The sequence below is a fragment of the Phormidesmis sp. 146-33 genome, assembly GCF_052939515.1.
In genome coordinates this window covers 18,997-27,982 of record NZ_JBJPHU010000093.1, presented here as the reverse complement: position 1 = coordinate 27,982, position 8,986 = coordinate 18,997, and the positions used below count along the sequence as shown (strand labels likewise).

The 8,986-nt window shown below is 48.3% G+C and carries 5 protein-coding genes; 3 read left to right on the top strand and 2 right to left on the bottom strand.

Going from position 1 to position 8,986, the window contains the following annotated elements; genetic code table 11:
* Window positions 1–340 precede the first annotated feature (340 nt).
* On the bottom strand, window positions 341–1,771 hold the full coding sequence (locus ACJ2PR_RS26750; protein ID WP_446879245.1) for a hypothetical protein: 1,431 nt from the start codon (window positions 1,769–1,771) through the stop codon (window positions 341–343).
* A 245-nt stretch (window positions 1,772–2,016) separates the two neighbouring features.
* On the bottom strand, window positions 2,017–2,250 hold the full coding sequence (locus ACJ2PR_RS26745) for a Nif11-like leader peptide family natural product precursor (RefSeq protein WP_446857754.1): 234 nt from the start codon (window positions 2,248–2,250) through the stop codon (window positions 2,017–2,019).
* Window positions 2,251–2,741: 491 nt separating this feature from the next.
* Here ACJ2PR_RS26745 and ACJ2PR_RS26740 point away from each other — a divergent pair, with 491 nt between their 5' ends.
* The 3 genes from ACJ2PR_RS26740 (at window position 2,742) to ACJ2PR_RS26730 (ending at window position 8,963) form a co-directional block, all read left to right on the top strand.
* A complete protein-coding gene (locus ACJ2PR_RS26740; RefSeq protein WP_446857755.1) occupies window positions 2,742–3,083 on the top strand; it encodes a PadR family transcriptional regulator in 342 nt (113 codons plus the stop codon).
* Between the two features lie 104 nt (window positions 3,084–3,187).
* Window positions 3,188–6,829 carry a GAF domain-containing protein gene (locus ACJ2PR_RS26735; protein ID WP_446879244.1) on the top strand — a complete coding sequence of 1,214 codons (3,642 nt, stop codon included), beginning with the start codon at window positions 3,188–3,190 and terminating at the stop codon, window positions 6,827–6,829.
* A 49-nt stretch (window positions 6,830–6,878) separates the two neighbouring features.
* Window positions 6,879–8,963 carry an AAA-like domain-containing protein gene (locus tag ACJ2PR_RS26730; RefSeq protein ID WP_446879243.1) on the top strand — a complete coding sequence of 695 codons (2,085 nt, stop codon included), beginning with the start codon at window positions 6,879–6,881 and terminating at the stop codon, window positions 8,961–8,963.
* Window positions 8,964–8,986 lie beyond the last annotated feature (23 nt).

Sequence of the window (8,986 nt, the reverse complement as noted above, 5' to 3'; positions counted from 1 at the left end):
CCGGCTTGACATTCAAGATAATCGCTAAATCCCCCAAACTTGGGGGACTTTGACCCAGAGAAAGTTCCAGAGTTCAAAGTAAATTCTGCTTTCTCAAAGTCCCCCAGAATGGGGGATTTAGGGGGCGAATTCCCTGGCGACGAAGCGAAAAAGTTTATCGAACTGATGTCTTTTTAAGGGAGGCAGCGGGGATCTCCGAGTCTCTATCCTTACAACAAAAGACTTTTGAAACTTCCTCTCAGGAGGTCTTGGTAATGATAAGCAGAATTGGGGAGTTTAGGAAGCAACCCAACTCTGCAACTAAAGCGAAGAACTTCGTTGAATTTACATTGAGGTGGATTTATTGACCGATCGTTTGTCCCGGTGTATCGATCTTGATGGCTCCCAGATCTGTGACGCGCTTGTTTCTGGGTCGAAAGTAGAGTGTCGGTTGATTGCCAGTCCGGGCGAGTTGAGGGTCAAAACTCATGGCATTAGTTCCCACAGGTTTAATGTTGTAGAACAAATTGTTTCGCACACCAACTTTTGCATTCAACACATCCCCTGCATTCCTGACCGAGTTATAGAAAATGTTGTTGCGAATCTCTTGATCCGGAGTTTCTCCCTTTTCATAGTAGAACAATCGCGTCTTGGAGTCCGCGTAAACGGTGTTGTTGTAGAACTTGAAATTGGGCATTCGACCCAAAAAATGCACTACCAGCGTCGGGCCACCTGTCTTCTCAAAAATGTTGTGATGCACCGTGAGATTCTTCTTTCCAGGGCCAAACATTGCGATCGGATAAATCCCCCCGCGCACATAGTTATGATCAAATTCCAAGTTATCGCTATCCGCTTCGCAAGCATAAAACGGATTGTCAGTACTACTCCAAAGATTGTGATGCACCCGCAGCTTAGTCGTATCAGGAGTCACCAGTGAAATCGTACTATTAAACTTTGAATTAGAGAGTTCGCAGTTCTGACAAGTCTGATGCCACAGTTCAAACGTTAGTTGTGGAGACGAGCCACTTCCATAGGCGTGCCAGTGATCGACTTTAATATCTAGATTATAAAACTTGACGTTTTTGAGAATAGCATTGGGGCCTTCCCAGGGTCGATCTTTGTTCCACTGATCGCTATAGGAAACAATGCCCGATCCGCCGCGCGCTCGACTATCAATATCAAGATCATGAATCTTAAAATCAGTCAGGTCAGCGATCGTCATCGTTGCGGTTTGTTTGCCGCCTCCCCCAGCGACCCAACGATTATAGGAATTGTCCGTCATGACGATGTTGTAGATTTCGCCATTTTTCGCCCGTTGGATCGACAGCGCATCTTCTCGATAGCCATTGATGATCAGATCATGCAAACTCAGTCGATCGGCATCCAAAATCCATAGGGCCAGCCGATAAGCCTGACGTTTGCCATCAAGTTTAAGCTGGTCGATCGTCACATTCTTCGTCTGAAGTATCTTCAACCCGCCTTGAATCGTGGTGCGATTGACCCCTGACCCTTTGAGATGAATGCCCGACGGCACCGCTACATCACCCCCCAAGTCAAAGGTTCCAGCTCCCACAAGAATTGTTTTCCCTTGATTAGGCGGCACAGAAGACAACGCTCTATTCACCGATCGCCAGGGAGCCGCTTGAGTGCCCTTTCCCTGATCGGAGCCATTAGCCGCAACATAGTAATCCGCTTTGCCCACCGGAGCCGCCGCATAATTTGCCGCACAAGACGGCACCACCGCCAGCATCATCGCCAACACAAACAACATCCGCACGATCGTTTTTCTCATCTTGCTGACCTCAATACACCAGCTTGTGAGAATTGATCTTAACGAGAACTAGATGAAGCGTTGGTAAAGAAACCGGAAAACACAGATAAAGAAGCCATTCAACGTTAATTGTCTAATCATCTAAAGTAATTATTTAAGGATAGAGAGAGGGACATTAACACCCTGAACCAACAGATTTTTTCATCCCTCTCGCGAAGCGGATTACCCCCCAGGGGGAACAGATCATCGAAGACAAACCCTCACCCCTACCGGGGCACCAATCGCTGACGACCGCCCACCCCTGGATTAAACAGCGCAGCTAACTCATCTTCAGACAAGCGATCGAGTTGACTTTCTAAGGCATCTTCACTGAAATAGTAGCCCCGATCGGCAGCCATCTGAATAAAAGCCTTGGGGTCACTCGTCGCTTGCTGTCTTGCTTTAAGCGCTTGGTCTTGCTTTACAGATTTAAAGAATTTAGCGGCATGATGCTCAGACATGGTTCATACCTCGCTGTGGTTTGTTTTTTAAGTCAAAATCACTGGTTTTGGAGACACTGGTTTTGGAGACACTGCCCGCTTAACTGGATTCTGTCTACTTTCAGCCTATGAGAATACGATCGAAAATGACGAATTTCGACAGCAAAGTTGATTAACCTGTGAATAAGGGTTACAAAACTGGTGAAAATCTGCCTTCAACAAGCCTCTAATCCGTAGATTTTGAAGTTATGTGATGAAACTACTTACTTTTTCTCACAGACACAAAAGTATTGCTTCGCGTAGTCTATTGGTTAAGAAAACGGGTGTATTAAAACTTCTCAACATCGTTTATACACCGTGTTCTTAGTTAGTCATTAGAGCACGAAAGCGGCCGGCTGTAGCATTTTAAACTGTTATGGCTGGCATTCCTACTCATGATTACCGTCCGTTCGCGTTTGGGTTTTACTTTTCACTCAGATCAATGACTTGTTGTGTTCCAGTGAGGATTTACGATGCAACTCGAAGATATTTATCAATTCTTTAACTGCCCTCCGCCTACCTATCTCAATCCAGAGTTAGCCACCTGCTATGTGCTTTCTGTCTTGCTTCAGGGAGATTCGTATGGCTCTGAGTTGATGAAGTCGCTAGAGCAGCGTTATCCCAACTATCGCTTGTCTGACACCGTACTGTATCGCTGTATTCGATCGCTCGAACAAGAACAAGTTGTCACGGCTTATTGGCAAAGACTTGAAGGGCGCGGCCGACCCCGGCATATGTACTGTATCATTCCAGAAAAGCGTAGTCAGGTCGAAAATCTCGCTCAACTCTGGAAAAAGTACATCGATTCAAATTAATGCTCTTTACGCTCGCCCGATCGCCTGTCTCACTACTTCCAGAGTTCTTGTTGGGGGCGACCTGACCCGTCCTATATCTGTCTCACACCCCAATGAGAATGGCGATGTTTGAGCAAATGGCCGAAGCAACGGCGGCAATTCTATATCTCTACGATGGGAAAGAATGTCGAAATCTTTATGTCAATCAGCGCATTAGCGACATTCTGGGCTACTCGTCGCCAGAGATTCAAGCGATGGGATCTCAGTTGTTTGAGTTGCTGATTCATCCAGATGATTTTGTGCAGGTGGCGATCGGGCTAAAACAATTGTTGACCACAAAAGATGGAGGATTTTTTGAAACCGAATATCGGATGAAGCACGCAAACGGCGAATGGCGCTGGCTCTGTAGCCGTAACTGTGTGTTTGGTCATGACGCTGAAGGCATTCCTCAGCAAATTTTGGGAACCGCGATCGACATTACTCGCCTCAAGCAGGCAGAAGCGCGAACGCTCACCCTCAACGCCGAACTAGAACAGCGAGTTGCAGAACGCACTGCAAAGCTCAACCGCCGCGAGCAAGAATTAGCCGCCGAAATTGACGCACGACAACAGCTAGAGTCTCATTTGCGGGCTTCTCAGGCTCAACTTAGTCACGTCTTAGATAGTGCCGTCGCCTCGATTACCAGTCTGCGAGTATTTGCCGATCGCACCTGGCAATATGATTACTGGTCGGCAGGCTGTGAGATTATTTTTGGCTACACGGCTCAAGAGTTGCTGGTTGATCAAACCTTGTGGACGGCAAATGTCTGGACAGAAGATTGGGAGACTGTACTGAAACCAGGATTTGACCATATTCTAGCCGAACGCGCCGCCAGCTTTGAGTATCGGTTTCGTCATCGAGATGGAAGTATCCGCTGGATTTCGACCCATTTGACCTCGCGCAGAGATCACGAACAGGATTGCTGGATTGTCACAGCGGTTGAAGTCGATGTCAGCGAACGGAAACAGATTGAAGAAGCCCTGCGACAACAGATTCAGCGATCGCAGCTTTTTGCAGAAGTTACCCAAAAAATTCGTCAGTCGCTCCAGCTTGAAGAGATTTTGAGAACGACGGTCACAGAGGTACAGCGGATTCTCAATGCCGATCGCGTATTGCTCTATCAACTGTTGCCCAACGGTTCCGGTAAGGTTGTCGAAGAAGCCGTCGTTGCGGGCTGGCGCGTCACGCTGGGTGAAGAGATCTCTGATCCCTGTTTTCCAAACTATACGCAGCACTATCGCCAGGGGCGCATTAGCAGCATTGCCGATATTACAGCCGCCGACATTCAGCCCTGTCACGTTGAGTTTTTGCAGCAGTTTGATGTGCGATCCAATCTCGTCGTGCCTGTGCTGCAAGCCGATAAGCTCTGGGGATTGTTGATTGCTCATCAGTGCGATCGTCCGCGTCAGTGGTCAGCGTTTGAAACCGAACTCCTTCAGCAGCTTGCCAATCAGGTCGGCATTGCGATTCAACAAAGTCAACTCTATTGCCAAACTCAACAGCAAGCACAGCGATCGCAGGCCTTAAATCGAGTCGTGCAAACAATTCGTCAGTCTCTTGATTTGCCGACTATTTTTGCGGCCGCGACTGCCGAAATTGCACAGCTTCTCAACGCCGAACGGACGGTGCTGGTGCAGTATTTTCCAGAGCGACAGTGTTGGCGACATGTAGCTGAATATCGTAAGTCGCCAGACATATTAAATACGATCGGGTTAGAGATCTCAGATGTGGGCAATCCCTTAGCCGATCAGCTGCGGCGATTTGAAGTCGTGCGAGTGTCTGATACAGACCAAATCGACGACGAGATCAATCGAGAAGTTGCCCAAAAAGTGCCAGGGGCGTGGCTGCTGGTGCCGCTAGTCGTGGGGGGAGTCCTCTGGGGTAGTCTCAGCTCTAAAACTCAACGCAGCCATGCCTGGACAGACGAGCAAGCCGACCTCGCCCAAACCGTTGCTGACCAGTTAGCGATCGCCATTCAGCAAGCCAATCTCTATCAGCAGACCCAACAAGATCTGGCAGACCGCAAGCGGGTCGAGTCTGAGCTACAACAGCTTAATCAAGAATTGGAAGATCGGGTTCAGGAGCGATCGGCTCAACTACAGTTGGCGATTTCGGCGGCTCGCATTGGCACCTGGGAATGGGATCTGGTCACCAACGTCGAGTATTGGTCACCCGAAATCTATGCCATGTTTGACGTTTATAACGACGGTCAGGGAAACGTTTTTGATCACAATGGCGGCAAAATTATCGCCTCTCCCACCTATGAACTGTTCCAAAATTGTGTCCATCCTGACGATTTTCATCAGATCGATCGAGCACACCAATTGGCGCTAGAGCAGCGATCGCTCTTTGAGGCAGAGTTTCGGATCATTTGGCAAGATGGCACGATCCACTGGTGTCAGTCACGAGGCGCATATATCTACAACGAGCAGGGGCAGGCCATCAAAATGGTGGGAATGAGTATTGACACGACCACTCGCAAACAGTCTGAGATTGCACTCCAACAACAAGTAGAACGCGAACGACTCATTTCATCGATCACTGAGCGGATTCGAGCGTCTCTAGATCTCAAAGAGATTTTACACAGAACGGTGAATGAGATTCAACAGGTGGTGTATGCCGATCGGGTGTTGATTTATCGGATTTTTGCAGATGGACAGATCGCAGCTATCTCAGAGGCGGTGGCGGACTGTACCTCTATTCTAGACAGGGTTTACCCACCTAAGTTTCTGCCGATTGAGCGCCATCCCGCCTACCTTCAGGGGCAGATTCATGTTTTAAATGATCTGGAGCAAGAGTCCGTTTCGCCTGATCTGACAAACTTTTTGAAAGCGTTAGGAGTGCGGGCCAGGTTGGTGGTGCCGATCGTGCAAAAAGAGGCGCTATGGGGACTGCTGGTGGCTCATCAGTGCAAACCGCGCCAGTGGCAGCCAGGAGAAATCGAACTGCTGCAACAGATTGCTGACCAACTCTCGATCGCCATTCAGCAAGCCGACCTTTATCAACAGGTGCAGATTGAGTTGGGCGATCGTCAGTTTGCAGAAGCGCGGCTGCGATCGTCGTTGCGCGAAAAAGAAGTTTTGCTGCAAGAAATTCACCATCGAGTTAAAAACAATATGCAGCTAGTGTCCAGTTTGCTCAATCTGCAAGCCAGCGCGATTCATGATCCTCAAATTCTAGAGCCGTTTCAAGAAAGTCAGCAGCGAATTAAAGTAATGGCGCTGATTCATGAGCAGCTTTATCGAGCCAACAATCTAGCCAAAATTAACTTCTCAACCTATGTAAAAAACCTGGCTGCCAGCTTGTTTCAGTCGTTGTGCACCAATCCTTCTCGTATTCAGTTTAAGGTTGATGTCGTGGCCGTTGAGTTAGATATTGATATTGCAATTCCCTGTGGGTTAATGATTAACGAACTGGTTTCTAATGCGATTAAGTATGCGTTTCAAAAAGATCGCCTCGGTGAAATTACAATTCAGTTTTCTCCCTATTCTGATGCTCACCCCGATCGTCAACTTGATGACTCTTCTGATCAGCAATATATGCTAACTGTGCAAGACAACGGTGTCGGAATGCCGATCGCAGTCGATGTACACAATACCGATTCGCTTGGGCTACAGGTTGTCTGTGCGCTGACTGAGCAGCTAGAAGGCAGGCTGATTGTCAATCGAGAAAACGGCACAGCTTTCCAAATTGTGTTTCCAGTTCCGGTACTGCGTTGGAGCGGTTAGCGATCGAGTCATTCCGTGCAAACTGCCAACTGTTAACCATTTGTGACCAATGGCTCCAAAAATTTTGATTGTAGAAGACGAGCGTTTGATCGCATTGGATATCAAACAGCGATTGGTGCAATTGGGCTATGAAGTGGTGGCGATCGTCGATCGGGCCCCAGATGCCCTCGAAAAAGTGGCTGAAAACTCACCCGACCTGGTTTTGATGGATATTCGCCTCAAAGGGTCAATGGATGGGGTCTCGACGGCGGCTGTGATGCGATCGCAGTTTGATCTGCCTGTGGTGTTTCTCACGGCTCATGCAGACGAGACAACGCTTCAATTAGTGAAGACGGTGCAGCCTTTTGGCTATCTGGTCAAACCGATCGAGACGCAAAATCTGCGGGCGACGATCGAAGTTGCGCTGACTCGACACCAGACAGAGCGAGCAATTCGACAGTCTGCACCAGCCGTTTATAGCTATCAAGTCGGGGGCAGTCTCAGTGCAGATGCGCCCAGCTATGTTATGCGGCAGGCGGATGAAGATCTGTTTGAATCGCTCCTAGCGGGCAACTTTTGCTATGTGCTGAATGCGCGTCAGATGGGCAAGTCTAGCCTGCGGGTGCGGACGCGATCGCGATTAGAGCAAGCGGGCTTTCGCTGTGTGTCGATCGACTTGACAAATGTTGGCAGCGAAACCGTCACGCCTCAGCAATGGTACAAAGGAGTCGCCGCAGAACTCTGGCGAGGATTTGATCTCTTAGCGATCGTCAATTTCAATGACTGGTGGCAGGCACAGTCCGGTCTGTCTCCGGTACAGCAGTTTAGTCGCTTTATAGAAGAGGTGCTGTTGGCGCAGGTGTCTGGAGACAAAATTTTTATCTTTATTGATGAAATCGACAGCGTTTTGCAATTAAACTTTTCGCTCGACGATTTTTTTGCGCTGCTGCGATCGTTCTACAATCATCGGGCAGAACGGCCAGAATACCGTCGCTTAACCGTGGCTTTGTTTGGAGTGGCGACCCCGGCTGATTTGATTCGCGATCGCACTCGCACGCCATTTAATTTGGGTCAGGCGATCGCGCTGACTGACTTGCAGTTTGAGGATATATTAGCTCTGGCGCAAGGTCTAGAAGGAATGGTTGCAGATGGACGAGCCACGCTGGCAGAGGTGTTTAAATGGACAAACGGACAACCCTTCTTGACTCAAAAACTTTGTCGATTAATTCATCAGTCGGTGTCCAAATCGGATCAGGTAGCCATTCACGGCACACCCTCAGACCTGATCAGCACGATCGTTCACCAACACATTCTCAACCACTGGGAAACCCAGGATGAACCAATCCATTTAAGAACGATTCGCGATCGCTTACTTAAAAACGAACAATTCTCAATCCAGTTACTTCATCAGTACGAAAAGATTTTACAACAGGGTAAGATCAAACTAGACAACAGCAAAGAACAAATAGAATTATTACTTTCTGGACTCATCGTTCAACAAAATGATGATTTAGTAATTCGCAATCTGATTTACAAAACAATCTTTGATCAACAATGGGTCAGACATCAGCTTTTACAACAGCGCCCCTACGCCACTGCGATTCAGGAATGGCTTAGAACAAGTGATGCGACCTATCTACTTCAGGGATCAGCCCTACAAACGGCCCAACAGTGGGCCGAGGGAAAATCTTTGAGCGATGCAGATATCCGATTTTTAGCAACCAGCAGCCAGCACGATCAAGCAATTCAACGTCTCACTCAGGTCAGCAAACAAGCCACTCAACAGCGCATTCTTTTAGCAATGGTTAGCGTTGCATTTGTGATCTCGACATTGTTGGGAATAACTGCTTTTCAAGCCTCTCAGCGATCGGTCTTGTCTGAAGTCGAAGCGATCGTTCTGTCTTCTGAAAGTTTGTACGCGCTAAATCGCAAACCCGAAGCACTGGTGCAGGCCATCAAAGCAGAACGGTTGCTGCAAAAAATCGACGGTCATGACGCTCTCAAATCTCGCGTTGCGGCACTGCTCTCTCAAGGTGTCAATGCCCAAAATCTTAGGTCCGATCGCTTGCTTTCAACTGCCTGTCAGCAGGTTTCAACCTATTTACAAATGCCTGTGCGAGAGAGCGATCGCCACGCCTGCGACGGCATGAACTAAAAGTAAGGCGCTATCTGGCTGTC